The sequence below is a fragment of the Enterobacter sp. ku-bf2 genome (assembly GCF_001742765.1).
GTDB lineage: Bacteria > Pseudomonadota > Gammaproteobacteria > Enterobacterales > Enterobacteriaceae > Enterobacter > Enterobacter quasiroggenkampii.
In genome coordinates this window covers 403,285-423,187 of record NZ_MDVW01000001.1, presented here as the reverse complement: position 1 = coordinate 423,187, position 19,903 = coordinate 403,285, and the positions used below count along the sequence as shown (strand labels likewise).

Below are 19,903 nucleotides of genomic sequence, written 5' to 3'. Positions count from 1 at the left end.
CTTAAGTCAGATAAAAAAAGCGTATTAGTGAAAATGTTCTTCGCAGCGTGCTGTGATACTGGTCTGCCGCCACGTTAAGCGATACCATCCGCTGCGGCGCACTGATACAATCGCCGTTATATTTAAGGAGCTTTGCTACTTTTATTCGCTCTTGTTTAGCAATGCTTAATACGTTAACAATGAGAATATATTTTATATTCTTAATACGTTTTAGAGTATTAATATGACTGGTCATTTTACACGATAAAAAACTAATATTGTTTGAAAGCGCATGTTCGTTGCCAGATAAAGATGTGCCCGGCAGGCGAAATCGGTAACCCTCTCAGGCGTGGGATTGCATAATGCTCAATATATCGTGGGACCCTGTGTTAATCGCTATCTCTTATCTGGTGGCGTTTATCGCCTCCTTTGTGGCGCTGGACAGTGCCGGAAAGATTCCCCTTTCCAGCCGAAAGGCTGCCCTGTTCTGGCGTATGGCCGGCGGCATCTCGCTCGGCATCGGCATCTGGTCGATGCACTTTATCGGCATGCTGTCGATGCAGATGCCCATGATGATGCGCTATGATCTCTGGTTAACCCTTGCATCCCTGGGCGTCGCGGTTATTGCGTCGACCACGGCCCTTGATATTGCCGTCGCGGGAAAAAAACGGTCTCTCTTTCGCCCCATCGTTGCCACCGCAATCCTGAGCGCAGGCGTGGTATCCATGCACTATATCGGTATGGCGGCCCTGATGCTGGATGGCAGCATCATCTGGGATCGCCGTATTGTGGGGTTGTCCGTGGTCATTGCCGTGGTGGCTTCCGGCACTGCGCTGTGGCTGGCTTTCCGCCTGCGAGACAAAGGGGTTTTTATTGAGCGCCTTCTCGCGGCCCTGGTCATGGCCGCCGCCATTTGTGCGATGCACTATACCGGCATGAGTGCCGCGCATTACCCGGAAATGTCGCATACCCTTCCCGGTGGGATCGGCGAGCTCGGGTTATCCATCTGGGTTTCGGTCACCACGCTCTGCCTGCTTGGCGTGATGTTAATTATTTCCCTTGTCGACTCTCACCGGCGTACCGGCCGGCTGACGGACAATCTGCGGCAGCTCAATCGGCAGCTTGAGCTGCAGGCGCGCTTTGATGCGCTCACCGGACTCGCGAATCGCCATCAGATGGACATCCGCATGCAGGACTGCCTGCGCAGCGCGTTGCTGAGTAACAGGCAATTTGCCGTCATTTTCCTGAACGTCGATCATTTCAAACGCGTCAACGATACCTGGGGTCACAGCGTCGGCGATGAGTTATTGATCACCGTTGCTCAGCGCATCACTTCCCGTCTCACGCGTGAGATGACCCTGGCAAGGCTGGGAGGTGACGCCTTTATTCTGCTGGTACCGGAATGCGACGACGACAAACTCAACGCCCTGCTCGCGTCGTTGCTTGAGGATGTGCGACGTCCTCTTTCGATCTGTGGTCATACGCTAAGCACGACAATCAGTGCGGGCGTCAGCCTCTATCCTCAGGATGGCGAAACGCTGCATGAGCTAAAGCTCAAGGCGGATGCAGCCCTGCATCACGTCAAAGACGACGGCCGGAACGGCTGGGCGCACTACCGCTCCGAGATGTCGACAGCAATCCCGGCAAAACCCGGTTTTCTGCAGGAACTCTCTCAGGCGCTTGAGCGCGATCAGTTTGAACTCTGGTACCAGCCAACCTGGTATGCACAAGAGAAGACTATCCATGGTTTTGAAGCCCTGCTGCGCTGGCGGCACCCTGAGCAAGGCGTTGTTCTGCCGGGCCTGTTTATCCCCTCGCTGGAACAAACCGGCTTAATTATTCCGGTGGGCAACTGGGCCATTGAAGCGGCATGTCGACAACTGCATTTCTGGACTGAACAAGGGTTCAGCCAGTGGACGCTGTCGCTCAACCTGTCCCCCGTCCAGTTCGAACAGCCGGACATTTTCCACATCGTATCGTCGATGCTGGAAAAATATAGCTTGTCCCCATCCAGGCTGATCCTTGAGGTTACGGAGAGCACCGCGCTGAAAAATCTCGACCGCAGCATTGAGTTACTCAACGCGTTTAATCATGCGGGGATCACCGTCTCGATTGATGATTTCGGTACGGGCTACTCGAACCTGCTGATGCTGAGCGTGCTGCCGGCAAAAGAGCTCAAGATCGACAAAAGCTTTGTAACGTCGATGCTGGAAAATGAAAAAAGCTACAAGCTGGTTGAAACCATCATGAGTATCGCCCGAACCATGGAGATGAACGTGGTAGCTGAAGGGATTGAAACCCAAGAGCAGCAGGAGGTTCTCACCCGTCTCGGCTGCGACTACCTGCAGGGTTATCTTTTCTCCCGCCCCTTACCTGCCGAGCAGGTGCCGTGGCTGCTTCTGCAGATAAACTCCGACAGGCAAATTATACCCATTAATAAAATTCAAACGGACCCCGCATTTATTTCACAAAAAAACCATGCCTGATGGGGTTGAGTAGAGTATGTTTCAAAGCAGTAGACACTCGTCACGTCTGTCATGATTGTCAGGCGCATTGAGCCGATGAACAGGAAATGCCTATGTCGCAAAACGGTTTTGAAGCGCTGAACGTCATTAAAACACCCGTATGGCTGATTTCCCCCGCTTCGGAAGCGATCGTTTTTGCGAATGTGACCGCAACGCAGCTTATGGGAGAGAAGACGCTGAACCAGTTGCGTAAAGGTCTCTATTCCGCGAATGCACAGCACCTCCTGTCGATGTATGTACCTGAACTGAAAACCGGGCAGGAGATCGTCGAAATCTGGACAATAAGCCGGGATGGACAGGATACGCCGCTAAGCTGTCGTCTCTCGCTTGCCCATTATGCCCCCTGGGGAGATGTGATTGTTTTCGAGGGGATCGCCCAGCACATTCTCTCTGGGCTAAAGGCCAGCCGCTCCGCAACCTACCGGCGGAAAAAACAGGGGTTTTACGCCCGTTTTTTTCAGACCAACAGCGCGCCGATGCTGTTAATCGATCCGGCCCGCGATGGCCAGATCGTTGATGCTAACATGGCCGCGCTCAATTTTTACGGTTACTCACATGATGACATGTGCAGTAAACATACCTGGGAAATCAATACCCTGGGGCGAGACGTCTTGCCCATTATGACCGCGATTGCCGCGCTGCCCGGCGGCCATAAGCCGCTCAACTTTGTTCACCGCCTTGCCGACGGCTCTACCCGCCACGTTCAGACGTATGCCGGCCCCATTGAGATCTATGGTGACAAGCTGATGCTGTGCATCATCCACGATATCACCGAGCAAAAAAGACTGGAGCAAGAGCTGGAACATGCCGCACTACGTGACTCCATGACCGGGTTACTTAACCGTCGCCAGTTCTACGCGATTACCGATCCCAACAACCTGAATCATCTTCCTGCCCAACAGCAATTTAGCCTGCTGCTGGTGGATACCGATCGCTTCAAAAACATCAACGACCTGTTTGGTCATCTGAAGGGCGATGAGGTGCTTATCGCCCTCTCCCGAACGCTGGAAGCCTGTAGCCGGGAGAATGACCTGGTGTTCCGCTGGGGAGGCGAAGAGTTCGTTATCCTGCTGCCGCATACCGCTCTCGACATCGCGTTGCAGATTGCCGAGTCGATCCGTGCAGCCGTTGCCCGCATTACGATTCCGGGCTTACCGCGGTTTACCGTTAGCATTGGCGTGGCGCGACATAACCAGGGCGAGACGATTGATGAGCTGTTTAAGCGGGTAGACGACGCGCTGTATCGCGCTAAAAATGACGGACGCAATAAAGTCCTTGCAGCATGAAACTGGAGTATACGGGAAAGCCCCGCTACAATGCCTGCCTCGACTCAATTAACTTCAGGTGGGTAAAATCTGCAATGGGAAAAACAGAAATAATACTCACCTTAATTATTTTGCTCCTTATTATATTTGGCTTATGGTTTATTTTTAGCGGTGAGATCTGGTATCTCGTCGAATTTCTCGAAAATAGTCTTTACCCGACCTTCGATGCACCATAACGCACGTTTAATATCTTGTTTCACCTACTGAATTTGTCAGGTATCTGCAAGCCTGACAGCCGCGTAAGATACGCGCCGTTATCCTCCAACTACGTTGATAACGAATCACTTATTCATTTGCTTATGTTGCCCGTGCTCTGACGGGCTTTTTTATTTCCGGCATTTCAGCCACGCCAGGCTATATCTTAATCATCTTTAATGACAAGGGAGAGGAATGATGAGCAAGAAGATCCTGATGCTGGTGGGCGATTATGCCGAAGATTACGAAACCATAGTGCCTTTTCAGGCTTTGCAGATGATTGGCCATCAGGTGGATGCAGTCTGTCCCGACAAACCAAAAGGCGACTACATCATGACGGCAATCCATGATTTCGACGGCACCCAGACCTATAGCGAAAAACCCGGTCACCGCTTTACCCTCAACGCCGACTTTTCCGCCGTAAAGGAGCAGGACTACGACGCACTGCTCATCCCCGGCGGCAGAGCGCCCGAGTATCTGCGGCTAAATGAGGATGTGTTAAAGCTGGTACAGGCATTTGACGCCGCGCGCAAACCGATTGCTGCAGTGTGCCATGGCCCGCAGCTGCTCGCTGCCGCGGGCATCCTGAAAGGCCGTACCTGTAGCGCCTACCCGGCTTGTGCACCTGAGGTACGCCTCGCGGGTGGACACTACGCCACGATCGGCATCGATCAGGCCCATGTCGACGGCAACCTGGTGACGGCTCCCGCCTGGCCCGCCCATCCGCAGTGGCTGGCGAAGTTTAGTGCGTTATTAGCACAATAGCGCGCCGGTATCAGCCCGGGTGAATACCGTGCGGGTGGAGCGGAGCCATGTTTTCAGGACTGGCGCGAGAATGCGTCAGTTCTCGTTTTAACCGTTGGCACATCCCGCTTTCTCCCCGAAGAGCGCTGTGATATTAGCCCATCAACACCTGCAGGGCATCCTGCCGATTGGCCCTGATAGAAAAAATACGATCCATCCTGGTCAGCTTAAAGAGAGCGTGTGTATTGCTGTTAAGCGAACACAGCACCAGCTCACCCTTGCCGTTTAAACTCTTGAGTATGGATACCAGCGCGCCGAGACAGCTGCTGTCAATAAAATCTACGTGGCTGAAATCCAGCAATATCTTTTTATTACTTTTTTCAATCACCTCCAGCACCTGCTGCTTAAAGGTCTGCTCGACAGAAGCATCCAGCCTGCGAACCAGCGGAACGACAATCTGTACGTCATTTTCACTCTGTATTTCAAAGTTCATAATCAGCCTCGCATCAGGGGCGTAACGTGTTCCCGAATGATGATCATAGTGCACCGATATCGCTCCCGGAAGGCAACCGGAAGCATGACCATCAGCAATTTATTCCCCAAATATCCCTTGCATAGCCCTGAATGGTTCTGTCACTCGAAAACTCTCCCATTCGGCTAATATTTAGCAACGCTTTTCGATGCCACTGGCGGGGATGTTCAAAATCAGCCATTGCCTGACGTTGGGTTTGACTGTAGCTGTCAAAATCCAGCAGATGACAATAATGATCGGCTGTTGTCAACATATGGTGTAGCGGTGCAAAAATTTCGCGATCGGCGCTAAATTCACCTGAAATAAGCGTATCCACTATACGCATCATTCGAGGATCGCTCTGACGATAGAAACGATTATTATCGCCATTTGAACGCATTTCATTGACTTCTTCAGCCGTCGCGCCGAAAAGATAGAAGTTTTCTGCCCCAACAGCATTAAGAATTTCAATGTTGGCACCATCATACGTACCCATTGTTAACGCACCATTCAGCGCGAACTTCATATTACTGGTTCCAGATGCCTCCGTACCTGCTGTGGATATTTGTTCAGACAGGTCTGTTGCCGGTATTATGCTTTCGGCTAAGGAGACTTTGTAATCCTCAAGAAAAATGACTTTCAGCTGTCCGGCAATACGCGCATCGCTGTTGATTTTATTCGCAACAGCATTAATTAACTGAATAATAAGCTTTGCCATTCGATAACCGGGTGCCGCTTTACCTGCAAAAAGATGCACCTTAGGCGCTATGGTTCTCCCATTCTCTTTAATATCAATATAGAGAGAAATGACGTGCAGAATATTCAGAAGCTGGCGCTTGTATTCGTGAATGCGTTTTACCTGGCAATCAAACATTGCCATCGGGTCCAACATAATCCCATAACGATGTGAAACAATCTGGCTCAGCGCGGATTTATTTTTGAATTTAATGCCGCGAATATGATCGATCACCCCCGTATCATCCGCATGCTTCTCCAGCTGTCGAAGCATATGTAAATCCGTCGGCCATCGGGTACCCAATTGCTGATTCAGAAACGCGGCAAGATTTGGGTTAGCCTGCTGCAACCATCTGCGCGGTGTAATGCCGTTGGTCTGATTAATGAATTTATCTGGCGTAATAAAATAAAAATCGGGAACCAGGTGCGTTTTGATAAGCTCGGAATGGAGCATTGCCACCCCATTAACACAGTGACTCCCGACGATGGCCAGATTTGCCATCCTGATGCTTTTCTCGTTGTTCCCCGAAAACAGTGACAAGGAGGTCAATAAGTGCGGTTTGTCTGGCCATCGGGAGGCGACATCCGCAAGAAAACGGTGGTTAATCTCAAAAATAATCTGCAAGTGTCGCGGCAACAATTTTTCGAACAACGCCACTGGCCAGGTCTCCAGAGCCTCGGGCATCAACGTATGGTTGGTGTATGCACAGGTTCTTTGGGTGATATCCCAGGCCTGGTGCCAGGGAAGGCTGTACTCGTCGACAAGTATTCGCATCAACTCGACAACAGCCAGCGCGGGATGCGTATCATTTAGCTGGATGGCGACATGCCGCGGCAGTAACGAAATGTCAGTTTCAATCTCAGCGTATTCGCGAAAAATATCTCGCAAGGTACATGCTACAAGAAAATACTCCTGAGTCAGTCGCAGCTCCTTGCCCGAGAGGATCTCATCAGAAGGATAGAGTATTTTTGAAATATTCTCGGAGGCGATTTTTTCACTGACCGCTTTGATGTAATCGCCATGGTTGAAAATATGAATATCAAAAGAGTTAGAGGCTACGGCACTGTATAAACGAAGCTTATTCGTGGTGCTACCTCTGTAGCCAGAAACGAAACAGTCATTTGGGATACCAACGATGGTATTCCACCCCAACCACATTGGATTATAATTCCCGTCAGCATCATCTGCATGCTCGATATATCCACCAATTGGGATCAGCATTGCCTGGCTATGGTGTTCAACCAGCCAGGGGGAATGCATGGAATGCCAGTCGTCCGGATGTTCGATTTGCTGACCATTCTGAAAAGACTGCCTGAATAAACCATATTCGTATTTTATGCCATGACCTGAGGCAGCAATGTCTAACGTTGCCATTGAGTCAATAAAGCAGGCAGCTAACCGCCCAAGGCCACCATTTCCAAGCGCGGCATCGGGCTCTTCGTCAAGAATACCATCGAAATCAAACCCCAGGTCAGTGACAACCTGACGCATATCATCAAGCAAATTCAGGTTCATCAGGTTATTGCGTAATGACTGCCCAAGCAAAAATTCCATCGAGAGATAATAAACGCGTTTTTTCTTTTCCACGCGTTGCCGGGCCTGACTATCGAGAAAGCGATCTTGCTGAAAATACCGCACTGCCAGCGCCACAGCATTGAATATATCGCCGTTGGTAGCCTTGTCTATGCTAACGCATAACGTATATTTTAATTGTGTTTCGACAAGTTCACGCAACTCTCTGTTAGTGAAAGACATGTTGACCTCACTGGAGTTACTGCATGTTTTTAATATGCAGAACACAAGATATTATTTTGTTCAAGTGTAGACGGCGATATTCAACTCATGCAATTTTTACCCACCATTGCGTATGGTGTTGTTTTTGTATCGCCCGAGAAATATCAGCAGTAAGTATCGTCAGGAAAGTGCGACGTTCTGCTGTGGCGGGAGAGAATCAGAAGGAGCAACTGGCGCTAAGCTCCGCGCCAGTTCTGGATTTGGTAGCAGCGAACCCCTACTCGTCAGTGCTTCTCAATATACATCGTCCGGCTATACGCCACGTCTTCCGGGTTATTAATCGGGTACCCTTTCACCCACGGCTTAATCAGTCGACCGTTGGTGTACTGGTAAATAGGCGCGATAGGTGCTTTCTCCATAAGGATTTTCTCCGCCATGTTGTAGTCGGTGTTACGCGCTTTCGCCGTGGTTTCGAGCGTCGCCTGGTGGATAATTTTATCGTAAGCAGGGTCATTAAAACGCGAGATATTGCCGCTGTGGGTTGAGGTCAGCAGGGACAGGAAGGTCGAGGGCTCGTTGTAATCCCCCACCCATGACGCGCGGATCACATCAAAATTGCCGGTATTGCGGCTGTCGATGTAGGTTTTCCACTCCTGATTTTGCAGCTTGACATCCACACCGAGGTTTTTCTTCCACATGGACGCCACCGCAATAGCTATTTTCTGGTGGTTTTCCGACGTGTTGTACAGCAGGTTCAGCTTCAGCGGACGCTGAGGGCCGTAGCCTGCGGCCTGGAGCAAGGTTTTGGCCTGAGCGTTCAGCTCCTGCTGGGACATCTGCTCGAACGGCGAAGGTTCAGGCGTGAAGCCCGCCGTCACGTCAGGGGTAAAATGCCAGGCCGGTTTTTCGCCGGTACCCAGTACCTTTTCCGCCATAATGCGGCGATCGATAGTCATGCTCAGGGCAAGACGAACCCGGGCATCGGCCGTCGGCCCCTTTTGCGTATTAAACGCGTAGTAGTAGGTCCCGAGCTGAGGCGGCGTATACACCTGTCCCGGAATGTCCTTCAGGAGCTTCTGATACATGTTTTTCGGGAACGATTCGGTAATATCGATATCCCCTGCCAGATAGCGTTTCGTGGCGGACGATTCCTGATTAATCGGAATAAAGGTCACTTTTTGCAGGACAGTTTTCGCATTGTCCCAATAGTGGGTGTTCGGCACGACAACCAGTTTTTCATTCACCACGCGGTCGTTCAGGACGTAAGCGCCATTACCGACCAGCGCTCCCGGACGCGTCCACTCTTTCCCGCTTTCAACGTTCGCTTTTTGCACCGGATAGAAGGCGAAGTTTGCCGTCAGGTTGCTAAACCACGGTAGCGGTTTATCCAGCTGGACGCGCAGCGTCCTGGCATCCACCGCCGTCACGCCCAGGGTATCAGGCGCTGCCTTACCGTCGATGATAGCCTGCGCATTGTTGATACCTGCCAGCGCTGCAAACCAGGCAAACGGAGAGGTCGTTTTTGGGTCAACCAGACGCTGCCAGCTGTAGACAAAATCCTGCGCGGTGACCGGCGTACCGTCAGACCATTTTGCGTTATCACGCAAGGTGAACGTCCAGGTACGGTTATCGTTACTCTGCCAGCGCGTCGCCACGCCCGGGGTCAGTTCCCCTTTCTCATTCTGATTCACCAGCCCTTCGAAAAGATCGCGAATCACCTGAATCTCTGGCAACCCCACCGCTTTTGCCGGATCGAGCGAAGCCGGTTCATCTTTAATATGTCTGACCAGCTCCTGTTTTTGCGCCAGCACCGTGCCCTGTGGGACATCAGCAGCGTATGAGAGTGTAGAGAGCCCGCACAGGCACAGTGCGGTGAAAAGACGCGAAACAGGATGCTTCATAAGATCCCCTTTAAAAAATTCAGGTAACAAGCAGATGCGTAATTATTTGTTTCGACAATAAGAAATGCAAATAACTTACGCCTGAATAGTGATTTAAGGCAATTCTCAGCCGCTACGGAAACTATTTGATTAACAGCGGCTTTTGCACAACACTGCCAGTAGAGACTTCTTTATCAGGATTTCGTATGGCAACCACCCGACCCCGCGCGGAACGCGGCGCCTTCCCTCCGGGCGCTGAACAATATGGCCGCTCATTTTTAGGCGCATCGCTGATCTGGTTCCCGGCACCCGATGCCGATCGCGAAAGCGGTTTGATTATTGCCGGCACACACGGTGATGAAAACTCGTCTGTCGTCACGCTCTCGTGCGCCCTGCGGACATTGACCCCTTCATTACGACGTCATCACGTGATTCTTGCCGTCAATCCGGATGGCTGTCAGTTGGGATTGCGGGCGAATGCGCGGGGCGTCGACCTGAACCGTAATTTCCCGGCAGCAAACTGGCGCGCTGGCGAAACGGTTTATCGCTGGAACAGCTCCGCCGAGGAGCGAGACGTGGTGTTGCTGACGGGAGACAACCCTGGCTCAGAGCCGGAAACGCAGGCGCTGTGCCAGCTTATCCATAAGATCCACCCCGCCTGGGTTGTCTCCTTCCACGATCCGCTGGCCTGCATTGAAGATCCGCGCCACTCTGACCTGGGCGCGTGGCTGGCTCGGGCGTTCGACCTGCCGCTCGTCACCAGCGTGGGTTATGAAACACCCGGATCATTCGGGAGCTGGTGCGCCGACTTAAGCCTGCCCTGCATTACCGCTGAGTTCCCGGCGATCTCCTCCGACGAAGCCAGCGAAAAATACTTAAAAGCCATGATGGAGCTTCTGCGCTGGCAGCCTCAGAGATGAAGCACGCCGCTGGTAAATTTCAGGGCCGGTGAAACGTCAACCGCCAGCCACGTCGGGCCATCCAGATCGGCGAAACGGACCTGATTGACCAGCGGCAGCGCCGCGCCGATCGCCCGGGAAGTGCAAAGCATGCATCCCAGCATCAGGGCGAACCCCTGCGCCCTGGCGTCCGCCGCCAGAGCCAGGGCTTCAGTCAGTCCGCCTGCCTTGTCGAGCTTGATATTGACCATGTCATAGCGGCCCTTAAGCTCGCTCAAATTCTCGCGGGTGTGGCAGCTTTCATCCGCGCACACGGGCAACGGATGGATAAAATTCTTCAGCGCCGCATCCTCTTTTACCGGCAGAGGCTGCTCCAGCATCGCCACCCCCAGATCGGCCAGCAGCTGGCATCGCGCGGCCAGCCCTTCGGGATGCCACGACTCGTTGGCGTCCACAATCAGCGTGGCTGAGGGGACCGCCGAGCGAATGGCGACCATCCGCTCGCTGATCAGACGATCGTCTAGCTTCACTTTTAACAACGTGGCTCCGGCGTCATAGAGCGCTTTCGCACTGGCGGCCATCTGCTCCGGCTCACCAATCACGACCGTTTGCGCGGTCACGATCGATTCGGGCACGACCACGCCCAGCAATGACGTCAGCGATTTTTGCTGCTGAGCGGCTTCAAGGCTCCAGAGCGCACAGTCGATGGCGTTGCGCGCCGCCCCGGCGGGTAAACGCTGCTGTAATGCCTCGCGCGTGAGCCCTTTTTGCAGGTCTGGCACCAGGGTCATGATCTGCGCCATCACAGATGCAAGGCTTTCCCCATAGCGCGGATAAGGCGTACATTCCCCGACGCCTTTCACACCCTCTTCTTCAATTTCAACCACGACCACGCTGGCTTCACTTCGGCTGCCGCGCGAAATCACAAACGGGGTATGCAATGGCCAGGCTTCTTCATAGACCTTAACGCTTCTCATCACTGACTCCTTGCGGTCCGGAAAGGCGAAAAATTTGGTTTGCCGTGTTATCTGCTGATGGCATACACTAGCCACGACGTTAACTATATGTAAACAGGAAGATATCTATGTCACAACTCGTTCATTTCCAGGGCAACCCGGTTGCTGTAGCAGGTTCCATTCCGCAGGCTGGCAGCAAAGCGCAGGCATTTACTCTGGTGGCTAAAGATCTGTCTGACGTCACACTGGCTCAGTTTGCGGGAAAACGCAAAGTGCTGAACATTTTCCCAAGCATTGATACCGGTGTTTGTGCCGCATCCGTGCGTAAATTCAACCAGCTGGCGACTGAAATGGACAACACCGTTGTGCTGTGCATTTCCGCTGACCTGCCGTTTGCCCAGTCCCGTTTCTGCGGTGCCGAAGGCCTGAGCAACGTCATCACCCTCTCCACCCTGCGTAGCGCAGATTTCCTCGAAAAATACGGCGTCAGCATTGCGGAAGGCCCACTGAAGGGTCTGGCAGCACGTGCTGTACTGGTTCTGGACGAAAACGACACTGTCGTCTTCAGCGAACTGGTTAACGAAATCACCACCGAGCCGGACTACACTGCCGCGCTGGACGTGCTGAAAGCATAATAAGTCCTTAGCATTCTATACAACTTATTCTCAACCTCGCTTCGGCGGGGTTTTTTATTATTTCAAAGCTGAATCGTTAAAGCATAAATACTCGCATGTCACATTAATCCTGCAATAATCAGAACACTATGTAACATGATCGTGATCAACAACGCATAATAATCGTTAAAATCCCCTATTTTCATCCCGAGTGAAGCCCATCACATTTCCCTTTTTGTCTAAACATTAGATTTGCTTACGAAAGAAGATAATCGTTTCAGCAAAAAAGGATAAATTATGAAGATCAAATTCGCTTTTACGCTCCTGGCGGTCCTGGTTTCTGGCCATGCCGCGGCTAAAACCTGGGTGCTGACAAGTGCTGAAAGCAGCGTAGAGAAAGGAAACTGGAAGATTTCCAGTGATGAGCTGAAAGTTAAAGATCAGACGTTCAGCATTGAGCAAAAAATCTTACACGGCGGCAAGCAGGAAGGCAGTAAAGTCATCATTATTAGCAGTAAAGATGGCCTGACGATTACCCTGAGCCCGACACGCGGCATGAACCTTCTGCACGTTGAAGGGTTTGGCACCCGACTGGGATGGAATTCACCCGTCAAAGAGGTCGTCAATCCTGCCTACATTAATCTTGAAAGCCGAAACGGTCTCGGCTGGCTGGATGGATTCAACGAGATGATGGTGCGCTGTGGCTACGAGTGGACAGGTCATCCGGTCACCGCAGATGGGCAAATTTACACCCTTCACGGCAGGGCCGGAAATACACCGGTATCGCAGGTGGAAGTTGAGGTGGCGGATACCGCCCCGCATGAGATCCGAGTTCGGGGTTTAATCAAAGAGAGCACGTTCAAAAAAGCGGATCTGCAAACCATGACCGAACTGCGCTACGTTCCCGGAACTAACCAGTTCAGTCTGCATGATGTTCTGACCAACCATGCCGATTACCCTCATGATTATCAAATCATCTATCACAGCAACTTCGGCACGCCGATCCTCGAAGAAGGCGCACGTTTCCTTGCGCCGGCGGTGAGCGTGAGCCCATTCAATGACTACGCCAAAGCGGGCGTAAACGACTGGCAAACCTACGCCGGGCCGACAAAAGGCTTTGATGAGATGGTCTTTAATATTCAGCCGCTCGCCGACAACAACCACGAAACGCTCGCGGCAGTGGTCAATAAAGCCGGTGATAAAGGCGCATCCATCCAGTTTGATACGCGCCAGCTGCCCGTGCTGACCTTATGGAAAAACACTGACACGCTGAAGCAGGGTTATGTCACGGGCATTGAACCGGGCACCAGCTACGCCTACCCCGTCACGATTGAACGCGAACAGAAGCGGGTCAAGCAGCTGCAGCCTGGCGCCAGCGCGCAGTTTGATCTGACCTATACCCTGCTCCACAGCCCGCAGCAGGTGAAAGAGGTTGCAAACAGGATTGCGTCGATTCAGGGCGAGACAAAAACAGACATCGTTAACACGCCGCTGGCGAAGGAATAAATCTAAAGTGAAAAGTAAAAAGCCTCTTTGCAGAGGCTTTTTTGTTATTCGTCACCTTTCTTATGATTCAAACCATATTCACGTAGCTTATTTGCGATCGCGGTGTGCGACACGCCAAGGCGTTTTGCCAGCTTGCGGGTGCTGGGATAGCTGCGGTACAGCTGCGTCAGCACAGAGCGCTCGAAACGGCTGGTGATATCATCCAGCGACCCTTCCATCGCCTCTTCGCCTACGGATACCGTCCCGGCGTCGTAATCCGGCAACAGGATATCCTGCGGACGCAGCTCATACCCTTCAAGCTGGGTCAGCGCACGATAAACGGCGTTTTTAAGCTGACGAATGTTACCCGGCCAGCCGTAGCGCATGAGCACCGTGCCCAGATCGGCAGACAGCTTCGGACGCGGCACACCCTGCTCGTCGGCAAAGCGGGCGACGAACAGCTCCGTAAGCGGCATGATGTCCTGCGGGCAATCGCGCAGCGGCGGAATGTTCAGCGTCAGGACGTTAAGGCGGTAATAGAGATCCTCGCGGAAGATCCCCTTTTGCACCAGTTCCACCAGATTCTTCTGGGTGGCGCAAATGACGCGCACGTCCACATGCACTTCGTGATCCTCACCGACGCGGCGGAACGTGCCGTCATTCAGGAAACGCAGCAGCTTAGCCTGCATACGCGGCGACATTTCGCCGATCTCGTCCAGCAGCACGGAGCCACCGTTAGCCTGCTCGAAGAACCCTTTCTTGCCCTCCGGCGCGTGACCAAACAGCTCACTTTCAACGGCATCTTCCGGGATAGAGGCGCAGTTAAGTGCCAGGTAAGGCTTGGCCGCACGCGGGCTTGCCAGATGCACGGCGTGAGCCAGCAGGTCTTTCCCGGTGCCGGTATCCCCGGTAATCAACAGCGGCGCGGTCAGGCTTGCGAGCTTACGCGCCTGATCAACCACATGACGCATTTTCGGGCTGACGGCAATAATCTGGCTGAATGCGCCAACGTCCTGACTGGAGAGGTTTTGCAGCTGACGACCCATGCGCAGCGTCGAGCGCAGCATGATCACCGCCCCGGTCAACACGCGGGTATTCCCTTCCCCTTTCAGATAGACCGGCGTGATCTCCATCAGGAAATTCTGCCCGTTAATCACCACATGCTCGCTGTGCGTGTTCTGCGGATTGCTGTCCAGCCAGCGCTGGAAGTTAAAACCGGGGATCAGCTGCGCGGCGTGATGATTGCTCAGCTTCTCCTGACTCTGTGCGAAAAGCTGGCAGCTCGCGTGGTTAACGCGCTCAACTTTGCTTTTCAAATCCAGGGAGAGGAACGGTTCAGGCATGGCTTCCAGCAGCGCGCTCAGCGCCAGGTGCTCACGCTCGGACGGCATCCAGGGAATGGTGCGCACATCCGTAACGCCAGCGATACGGCGGATTTCCGCCATCAGGCTACTGAAGGTATTAAATTCAATTTCGGCAAAATTGAGGTAAATTCGCCCGACAGGATCGATCTCAATGCCACGTAAATCAATGCTACGTAAAACAAGAAGATCGAGTAATTCGCGGGTCAGACCGAGACGGTCTTCACAGAAGACTTCAAGACGCATGGGAAATTCACCGTTTTAAGCCAATAACAGTAAAATGATATGTCAGAACACGGTGATCCGGAAGATGGCTGTCAACAAATATTGACAGCCAGCACGATTAGTGAACAAAACCTCATGGCGCAGGTTTTTTATTGAGCGTCTCTTTGAGCTGGCCGATCAGTTCACGCCTGAAATCCCCCAGACGGGGCTTATCGCCATCGATCCACGGCAGCGGACGGCAGACTTCCATCGCTTTAATCCCCAAACGCGCGGTTAATAATCCCGCACCGATGCCCTGAGCCGCACGGGCAGAGAGACGCGCCGCCAGATCCTGCGACATCCAGTCCATTCCCACTTCGCGCACCAGCTCACTCGCCCCGGCAAACGCGATATTGAGCAGGACCAGCTTAAACAGTCTGAGCCGACTGTAGTAACCCAGCTCTATACCGTAAAGGTTCGCGATACGGTTGATCAGGCGCAGGTTACGCCAGGCGATAAAGGCCATATCGACCAGCGCCAGCGGGCTGACGGCAATCATCAGGGTGGATTCCGCCGCAGACCGGCTGATTTCGCGCCGCGCCTGAGCATCCAGCACCGGCTGAACCATGTGGGAATAGAGCGTCACCACTTCCCGGTCATTCTGGGTCTCATGGATGGCGGCGTACCAGCGCTGAAGCGCCGGGTGCGACTGATCGATTCCGGCCTGACTCGCCAGCTTTTCACAGAACGCGCGACCTTTCCCGGTGCCGTGGCTGTGGAGCAGATCCCGCGCTTCATCACGCTCGTGCGCGCGCTGGCGCAAACGCCAGAGCCGACGCCACTCGGTGGCAACCGACCCGACGCCCGCCCCCACAATCAGCGCGCCCGCGGCGCATCCGCCCAGCGCGACCCAGTCCTGAGTTTGCCAGGCATTCATCGTCCACTGCACGCCCTGACCCACCACGCTTACGCCAAACAGCGCCAGACCGGCGGTAACCATCCTGCGCCACAGGCTGCGTTTTGGACGCAGCGCGGCGTCCACGACCGCCTCCGCCGGACCGTCCTCAACAGCGGGCTCGTCCTGCAGCGCCGGGGCAAAGTTATCGGCCTGGGTTCCGCTGAACGTCTGCGCCGTTTTGAACGCCTCCTGAGCGTCCTGCTCAAGCGTTCCGGTAAAGTCAATGCGCGGTTTTAACGGTTCCGTCATCGCAATTTATCTCCAATCAAAAACTCCAGCGCCGCATCCAGACGGATGTGCGGTAATGGCCTGTCGACGCTCATTGCCTGCGGGCGGAAGGCTTCAAACTGGAAGCCCTGATTCTGCCAGAAGGCCTGACCCGGCAGCCGCGCAGGCACTTCGCCCGGATACACGGTAAGCGGTTCACCGTCGCTGAGTCGGTTCCCGCGTAATGCCGGTATTTTCTCGCCGTTAAGGTCAATCAGCCCACTTTGCGTCGCCTGCACCGACGCGAGCCCAAGGCAATCCATGCTGATCCCTTCGAAGGCGGCGTTTTGCCAGGCGTCCTGCACCAGCTGCTGCAGCAGCGACACCATATTGGCATGCTGGTCGACCGTGACGTGATCGGCTTTTGTGGCCGCAAAGAGCAGTTTGTCGATCACCGGTGAGAAAAGACGGCGGAACAGCGTCCGCTGCCCGTAGTGAAAACTTTGCATCAGCTGCGTCAGGGCAAGGCGCATATCGTTGAATGCCTGTGGCCCGCTGTTAAGCGGTTGCAGACAATCCACCAGCACAATCTGACGGTCAAATCGTAAAAAGTGGTTCTTATAAAATCCCTTAACCACTTTTTCACAGTAGTAATGGTAACGCTCGCGCAGCATCCCGGCGTTAGTGTGCTTATCAGCCTGCGCCAGCGTCGACTCGCCAACCCCGTCCACATCTGGCCAGGGGAAAAACTGAAGCGCAGGCGCGCCTGCTAAATCACCCGGCAGAACAAAGCGCCCCGGCTGAATGAAGTGTAACCCTTCCTGTTTACACTGATGTAAATACGCCGTCCAGGCGTCGGCAATGGCCGCCAGACGGTTTTCATCTGCTGGGGCAAGCGGGTCCAGTCCTTCGCACAGCTGCCGCCATTTGGCTGACCACCCGGCGCGCTGCCCCTGCAGCAATCCCGTCATCTGGCGTGACCAGCTGAGGTAATCCTGCGCCAGCATCGGCAGGTCGAGCAGCCATTCGCCGGGGTAATCGACGATTTCAAGGTATAGCGTGGAGGTATCCTTGAAATGGCGCATCAGGGATTCATTCGAGCGGAAACGCAACGCAAGACGAATTTCACTGACCCCTCGCGTCGGCGTCGGCCACTCGGGCGGATCGCCATAAAGCTGCGCCAGCCCTTCGTCATAGGTAAAACGGGGAATACCAAAATCGCGCTGAGGGACGCGCTTAACGCCCAGCAAACGCTCTTCCCGCACCGCGCCAAGCAACGGCAGACGCGCCCCGGCGTGCAGGTTCAGGAGCTGGTTCACCATCGCGGTGATAAACGCCGTCTTACCGCTGCGGCTCAATCCTGTCACCGCCAGTCGCAGATGACGGTCAACGCCGCGGTTTACCAGTGAATTGATTTCGTTTTTAAGTCGCTTCATCGCCGTCCTTCGTTGCCTGGAAGCCTTGAATGCATGGCTTCAGAATACAATAAATGGGGGCAGATCGTTGATTATCAATTCTTATTTATTGCTATTGCCGTTTTTTCTCCAGTAAGATGAACGACATTGCTGTCAGTTCTGAGTGAGTAAGGTGTATGTCACCCACCATTTATGATATCGCACGGGTTGCGGGCGTATCGAAATCAACCGTTTCCCGCGTTCTGAATAAACAAACGAATATTTCTCCCGAAGCACGTGACAAAGTGCTGAAGGCGATTGATGAATTAAATTATCAGCCCAACAAACTGGCTCGCGCCCTGACCTCTTCAGGATTCGATGCCATTATGGTTATTTCGACCCGTTCAACCAAAACCACTGCCGGCAACCCATTTTTCTCCGATGTCCTTCATGCCATTACAGCAAAAGCGGAAGAAGAAGGATTCGATGTTATTTTACAAACCTCAAAAAGCAGTGAAGACGATCTGCTGAAATGCGTGAGTAAAATAAAACAGAAGATGATCAAAGGGATCATCATGCTGAGTTCGCCCGCAAATGAATCCTTTTTCACCACGCTGGATGCGTATGGCGTACCGGTAGTGGTGATCGGTAAAGTGGAAGGTGAGTATCAGAATATTTACTCCGTCGACACGGATAATTTTCATGACAGCGCCACGCTGACGGAAACCTTTATTAAAAACGGCCGCAAGAAAATTGCCTGTCTGCATGCGCCGCTTGATTATCATGTTTCGATCGATCGCCTGGCGGGTTATAAAGCCAGTCTGGAAAAGCACCATATTGCGATGAACCCGGACTGGATCATGGACGGCGGTTATACCCATGAGAGTGCGCTTAAAGCGGCTCTGGAATTGCTCTCATCACCCACGCCGCCTGATGCCGTATTTGCTACCGACAGCATGAAATTACTCGGTCTATATCGCGCGGCGGATGAGTTGAATCTGATGATTCCGGAACAGGTGGTGATAGCCGGATACAGCGACCCGATGCTGTCGCTCATTTTAACGCCCGCACCTGGCGGCTTTGATATCCCCACCCGAAAACTCGGGGAAGAGAGCTGCGATCTTCTCTTCAGGCGTATCGCGGGCCATCCCGCCCCGCAAAAAGTGCTTGTTGATACCCATTTTTTACTGGCGGCTTCGCTGCGCTAAAACCAGGGGCTTGTAGCCCCTGGAAGCCCCTCGGTCAGAACGCGTAATTTACCCCAACGCCCGCATAGTGGAAGCGGTCGTTGTCACCTTCGTCATGGTTTTCCCATTCATAGGCGTATTCAAGCGTCATGGATAAACCGTTGTTGAAGTCATAGGCGTACTGCATACCCAGGCGGTTGAAATCATGCCCCTCACGCTCAGGATCATCCTGCCAGTCCCAGTTCGACCAGCGATCGAGCCCCAGTCGGGTGTAAGGCGTTAAGGTCGTCTGGCCCAACGAAATAGGGAGATAAGCGCGAATTTCCTGGGTGGAGAACTCGCCGTTATTACGTGAACCGTCCATATTGAAACCGCGCTCTAAATAGTAATTTACTTTAGCGGCAAAGGTTTCGTTAATGGTCCAGGTAAAGCCCGTTTCGGTTTCGACGCGGCTGTCCGAATAGCCGGTTTTTTCCAGATCGTTGGCAAACTGATACATGGCAAACCAGCCGCCAAAACGCCAGTCGTCGGTTAATTTTATATCCCAGTCAGGCTGAATTTTGTAGCGCTGCATATTTGCGCTGCCGTCTCTGGCACCGTGTTCATCCTTAAAGTGATAACCATAATTACGGAAGCCGCCGGTCAGACCGAACGTAAAATCATCGGTTCCGATAAAGCGATAGCGTAATTCAAATTCCGGGCGATCAAAATAGGTGCCGCGGGTCATGCTGCTATAATCAACCGGCCCTTCCTGATACATTGCCAGCGAAATAGTCCAGGCATCCCAGGTTGCATTAAACCACACGGAAGGTTCATATAACCCGTCTTTATCCTCCCCCTGGCCTTCGACGTTTTCTATTTCATACATCGCGCCAATATTAAATTCCCACTGTTTAGCCGTTTCTGTTGCATGTGCACAGCTAACCCCTGCGCACAGCACGAGCGCAGCACTTTTTAGTAGAGTACTCATCAAATATTCCCTTTATAAGTAACAAACAAAAAAACCGGA

16 protein-coding genes are annotated in these 19,903 nt (G+C 53.1%); 8 read left to right on the top strand and 8 right to left on the bottom strand.

The window, feature by feature from the left end:
* Positions 1–341: 341 nt before the first annotated feature.
* The 4 genes from BFG58_RS01995 (at position 342) to BFG58_RS01980 (ending at position 4,789) form a co-directional block, all read left to right on the top strand.
* Positions 342–2,465, top strand: coding sequence for a bifunctional diguanylate cyclase/phosphodiesterase (locus tag BFG58_RS01995; protein WP_045908853.1), 2,124 nt, complete (start codon positions 342–344; stop codon positions 2,463–2,465).
* A gap of 92 nt (positions 2,466–2,557) precedes the next feature.
* A complete protein-coding gene (locus BFG58_RS01990) occupies positions 2,558–3,790 on the top strand; it encodes a sensor domain-containing diguanylate cyclase (RefSeq protein WP_069719080.1) in 1,233 nt (410 codons plus the stop codon).
* 74 nt (positions 3,791–3,864) lie between these two features.
* A complete protein-coding gene (locus BFG58_RS24050) occupies positions 3,865–4,005 on the top strand; it encodes an Ecr family regulatory small membrane protein (RefSeq protein ID WP_045909000.1) in 141 nt (46 codons plus the stop codon).
* A gap of 217 nt (positions 4,006–4,222) precedes the next feature.
* The gene (locus tag BFG58_RS01980; protein ID WP_083261465.1) at positions 4,223–4,789 is read left to right on the top strand and encodes a DJ-1/PfpI family protein; all 567 of its coding nucleotides are present in this window, start codon (positions 4,223–4,225) and stop codon (positions 4,787–4,789) included.
* Between the two features lie 133 nt (positions 4,790–4,922).
* Here the strand turns inward: BFG58_RS01980 and BFG58_RS01975 are convergent, their stop codons facing one another.
* The 3 genes from BFG58_RS01975 to BFG58_RS01965 form a co-directional block, all read right to left on the bottom strand.
* Positions 4,923–5,261, bottom strand: coding sequence for an STAS domain-containing protein (locus BFG58_RS01975; RefSeq protein WP_069719078.1), 339 nt, complete (start codon positions 5,259–5,261; stop codon positions 4,923–4,925).
* A gap of 91 nt (positions 5,262–5,352) precedes the next feature.
* On the bottom strand, positions 5,353–7,770 hold the full coding sequence (locus BFG58_RS01970; RefSeq protein ID WP_069719077.1) for a glycogen/starch/alpha-glucan phosphorylase: 2,418 nt from the start codon (positions 7,768–7,770) through the stop codon (positions 5,353–5,355).
* 263 nt (positions 7,771–8,033) lie between these two features.
* Positions 8,034–9,650, bottom strand: a complete 1,617-nt coding sequence (locus BFG58_RS01965; protein ID WP_045908857.1) for an ABC transporter substrate-binding protein — start codon at positions 9,648–9,650, stop codon at positions 8,034–8,036.
* Positions 9,651–9,835: 185 nt separating this feature from the next.
* On the opposite strand from BFG58_RS01965, the gene mpaA reads away from it, so the two are divergent.
* A complete protein-coding gene (gene mpaA / locus BFG58_RS01960; protein WP_045908858.1) occupies positions 9,836–10,549 on the top strand; it encodes a murein tripeptide amidase MpaA in 714 nt (237 codons plus the stop codon).
* On the opposite strand, the gene ycjG is transcribed toward mpaA, so the two are convergent.
* The gene (ycjG, locus tag BFG58_RS01955) at positions 10,540–11,505 is read right to left on the bottom strand and encodes an L-Ala-D/L-Glu epimerase (RefSeq protein WP_069719076.1); all 966 of its coding nucleotides are present in this window, start codon (positions 11,503–11,505) and stop codon (positions 10,540–10,542) included. The two genes, mpaA and ycjG, sit on opposite strands and share 10 nt — an antisense overlap.
* 107 nt (positions 11,506–11,612) lie before the next feature.
* On the opposite strand from ycjG, the gene tpx reads away from it, so the two are divergent.
* Together tpx and BFG58_RS01945 are read left to right on the top strand one after the other, a co-directional pair.
* Positions 11,613–12,119, top strand: a complete 507-nt coding sequence (tpx, locus tag BFG58_RS01950) for a thiol peroxidase (protein WP_023335907.1) — start codon at positions 11,613–11,615, stop codon at positions 12,117–12,119.
* Between the two features lie 276 nt (positions 12,120–12,395).
* Positions 12,396–13,604, top strand: coding sequence for an aldose 1-epimerase family protein (locus BFG58_RS01945; RefSeq protein ID WP_069719075.1), 1,209 nt, complete (start codon positions 12,396–12,398; stop codon positions 13,602–13,604).
* Between the two features lie 44 nt (positions 13,605–13,648).
* Here the strand turns inward: BFG58_RS01945 and tyrR are convergent, their stop codons facing one another.
* From tyrR to BFG58_RS01930, 3 genes are all read right to left on the bottom strand, one after another.
* Positions 13,649–15,190 carry a transcriptional regulator TyrR gene (gene tyrR / locus BFG58_RS01940; protein ID WP_008501254.1) on the bottom strand — a complete coding sequence of 514 codons (1,542 nt, stop codon included), beginning with the start codon at positions 15,188–15,190 and terminating at the stop codon, positions 13,649–13,651.
* Positions 15,191–15,302: 112 nt separating this feature from the next.
* Positions 15,303–16,355: a YcjF family protein gene (locus BFG58_RS01935; protein WP_069719074.1), complete on the bottom strand. Its 1,053-nt coding sequence runs from the start codon at positions 16,353–16,355 to the stop codon at positions 15,303–15,305.
* A complete protein-coding gene (locus BFG58_RS01930; RefSeq protein ID WP_069719073.1) occupies positions 16,352–17,749 on the bottom strand; it encodes a YcjX family protein in 1,398 nt (465 codons plus the stop codon). The genes BFG58_RS01935 and BFG58_RS01930 overlap by 4 nt, the downstream gene beginning before the upstream one ends.
* A 155-nt stretch (positions 17,750–17,904) precedes the next feature.
* Between BFG58_RS01930 and BFG58_RS01925 the strand changes: the two genes are divergently transcribed.
* Complete coding sequence (locus tag BFG58_RS01925; protein ID WP_032674909.1) at positions 17,905–18,915, top strand: LacI family DNA-binding transcriptional regulator; 1,011 nt, start codon at positions 17,905–17,907, stop codon at positions 18,913–18,915.
* Between the two features lie 34 nt (positions 18,916–18,949).
* On the opposite strand, the gene BFG58_RS01920 is transcribed toward BFG58_RS01925, so the two are convergent.
* On the bottom strand, positions 18,950–19,864 hold the full coding sequence (locus BFG58_RS01920) for an OmpG family monomeric porin (protein WP_045908864.1): 915 nt from the start codon (positions 19,862–19,864) through the stop codon (positions 18,950–18,952).
* Between the last annotated feature and the right edge of the window lie 39 nt (positions 19,865–19,903).

What these genes read in the sequence shown, in the direction of transcription:
- BFG58_RS01995 (WP_045908853.1), top strand. Translation starts at nt 342, where the DNA reads ATGCTCAATATATCGTGGGACCCTGTGTTAATCGCTATCTCTTATCTG.
- BFG58_RS01990 (WP_069719080.1), top strand. Translation starts at nt 2,558, where the DNA reads ATGTCGCAAAACGGTTTTGAAGCGCTGAACGTCATTAAAACACCCGTA.
- BFG58_RS24050 (WP_045909000.1), top strand. Translation starts at nt 3,865, where the DNA reads ATGGGAAAAACAGAAATAATACTCACCTTAATTATTTTGCTCCTTATT.
- BFG58_RS01980 (WP_083261465.1), top strand. Translation starts at nt 4,223, where the DNA reads ATGAGCAAGAAGATCCTGATGCTGGTGGGCGATTATGCCGAAGATTAC.
- BFG58_RS01975 (WP_069719078.1), bottom strand. Translation starts at nt 5,261, where the DNA reads ATGAACTTTGAAATACAGAGTGAAAATGACGTACAGATTGTCGTTCCG.
- BFG58_RS01970 (WP_069719077.1), bottom strand. Translation starts at nt 7,770, where the DNA reads ATGTCTTTCACTAACAGAGAGTTGCGTGAACTTGTCGAAACACAATTA.
- BFG58_RS01965 (WP_045908857.1), bottom strand. Translation starts at nt 9,650, where the DNA reads ATGAAGCATCCTGTTTCGCGTCTTTTCACCGCACTGTGCCTGTGCGGG.
- mpaA (WP_045908858.1), top strand. Translation starts at nt 9,836, where the DNA reads ATGGCAACCACCCGACCCCGCGCGGAACGCGGCGCCTTCCCTCCGGGC.
- ycjG (WP_069719076.1), bottom strand. Translation starts at nt 11,505, where the DNA reads ATGAGAAGCGTTAAGGTCTATGAAGAAGCCTGGCCATTGCATACCCCG.
- tpx (WP_023335907.1), top strand. Translation starts at nt 11,613, where the DNA reads ATGTCACAACTCGTTCATTTCCAGGGCAACCCGGTTGCTGTAGCAGGT.
- BFG58_RS01945 (WP_069719075.1), top strand. Translation starts at nt 12,396, where the DNA reads ATGAAGATCAAATTCGCTTTTACGCTCCTGGCGGTCCTGGTTTCTGGC.
- tyrR (WP_008501254.1), bottom strand. Translation starts at nt 15,190, where the DNA reads ATGCGTCTTGAAGTCTTCTGTGAAGACCGTCTCGGTCTGACCCGCGAA.
- BFG58_RS01935 (WP_069719074.1), bottom strand. Translation starts at nt 16,355, where the DNA reads ATGACGGAACCGTTAAAACCGCGCATTGACTTTACCGGAACGCTTGAG.
- BFG58_RS01930 (WP_069719073.1), bottom strand. Translation starts at nt 17,749, where the DNA reads ATGAAGCGACTTAAAAACGAAATCAATTCACTGGTAAACCGCGGCGTT.
- BFG58_RS01925 (WP_032674909.1), top strand. Translation starts at nt 17,905, where the DNA reads ATGTCACCCACCATTTATGATATCGCACGGGTTGCGGGCGTATCGAAA.
- BFG58_RS01920 (WP_045908864.1), bottom strand. Translation starts at nt 19,864, where the DNA reads ATGAGTACTCTACTAAAAAGTGCTGCGCTCGTGCTGTGCGCAGGGGTT.